Source organism: Actinoplanes cyaneus, assembly GCF_016862095.1.
Classification (GTDB): Bacteria; Actinomycetota; Actinomycetes; order Mycobacteriales; family Micromonosporaceae; genus Actinoplanes; species Actinoplanes cyaneus.
Genome location: NZ_BOMH01000151.1, coordinates 1 through 1,553, shown reverse-complemented (window position 1 = coordinate 1,553; position 1,553 = coordinate 1). Strand labels below are relative to the sequence as shown.

At 66.9% G+C, this 1,553-nt stretch carries 1 protein-coding gene; it reads left to right on the top strand.

The features are described 5' to 3' along the window. The first annotated feature begins 121 nt into the window (after window positions 1-121). A protein-coding gene (locus tag Acy02nite_RS46090) for an IS3 family transposase (protein ID WP_425548285.1) occupies window positions 122-1,521 on the top strand; the annotation gives its coding sequence in 2 pieces (ribosomal slippage) (window positions 122-455 and window positions 455-1,521; 1,401 coding nt in all). Window positions 1,522-1,553 lie beyond the last annotated feature (32 nt).

The window sequence follows — 1,553 nt, the reverse complement described above, 5'->3', positions numbered from 1 at the left end:
CCCCTGTCTGTCAGGGTGAGTTGAGGCCAGCGGTTCATAGCAAGTCCGTCGGACAGGGCGAGTTCAGGATCGAGAGTCGTTGAATACTGCTGTTGACGTCGTGACGGCCCAGGATGGGGTCATGAGTCGCAAGAAGGGTCCGCGTTCGGATGGTCCTCGTGCTCGCAGGTCGTTCACGCCGGGACAGAAGCTGGAACTCCTTTCCGGTTACGAGCAGGCCGTCGCGGTCGGTGAGGGCGGGGCGTTCCTGCGGCGAGAGGGCTTGTATTCGTCGTTGATGTCGGAGTGGCGACGGGCCCGCGATGCCGGGTTGTTGCAGGGCAAACCGGCTGGTGAGACGGTCGGGCGGCCGTCGGCGGAGCAGGCCGAGATCGCCCGGTTGCGGCGGGAGCTGGCGCAGGCTCAGGCGAAGCTGGCCCGGACCGAGACGGCGTTGACGATCATGGGAAAAGCGCAAGAGCTCTTGGAGGACATCTCCAGGAGCGAGCCGGACGGTCCGGACGTGTTCGGGCTCGGCAGGCGCTGATGGGCGCCTTCCAGGCGTTGAGGGGTGCGGGGACGACGACCCGGGCCGCGGCGGCGATGACCGGGATCGCCCGGTCCAGCGCTGACCGGGACCGGCGCCGGCCGAGCCTGTCGACGCGGCCCCGGCCGGTGCCGGCGAACGCGCTTACCGTGGCCGAACGTGAGGAGGTTCTGCGGCTGCTGGACAGCCCGCAGTTCGTCGACGCTGCTCCGGCGCAGGTCTACGCCGTCCTGCTCGACCAGGGCGTCTACGTCGGCTCGATCGCCACGATGTACCGGATCCTGCGCGAGCACCGGCAGGTCCGTGAACGTCGCCGGCTGGCCCGGCATCCGGCCCGCAGCCGTCCGGAACTAGTCGCTACGGGACCGCGGCAGGTGTTCAGCTGGGATATCACGAAACTGGCCGGCCCGGTGAAGGGCTCTTACTTCGACGCTTACGTGATGATCGATGTCTACTCCCGGTACATCGTCGGCATCCGTGTGCACGCCCGCGAGTCGGGGCCTCTGGCCGCGTCGATGATGCGGGAGATCTTCGATGTCCACGGGGTTCCGCATGTGGTCCACGCCGACCGGGGCACGTCGATGACCTCAAAATCAGTGGCCGACCTGCTTGAAGACCTGACCGTGACCCGCTCGCACTCACGGCCGAAGGTGTCGAATGACAACCCGTACAGCGAAGCGTGGTTCAAGACGTTGAAGTACGCGCCGGTCTTCCCGGACCGGTTCGCGTCCCTCGCCGCGGCTCGGACGTTCATGACCGACTTCGTGACCTGGTACAACAGCTGCCACCGGCACTCCGGGATCGGTTTGCACACCCCCGCCGAGGTCCACCACGGCCGCCACCACATCGTGCGTGCCGGCCGTCAGGACACCCTCGCTGCGGCCCGCGCAGCACACCCGGAACGGTTCAGCACCGACCGGCTCTTGCCCAAGATCCTCGATCTGCCCGAACAGGTCTGGATCAACAAACCCGAGCCCGAGACTCAGGCCGCATAACTCCCGCTGGCCTCAAATCCTTGACACGTTCC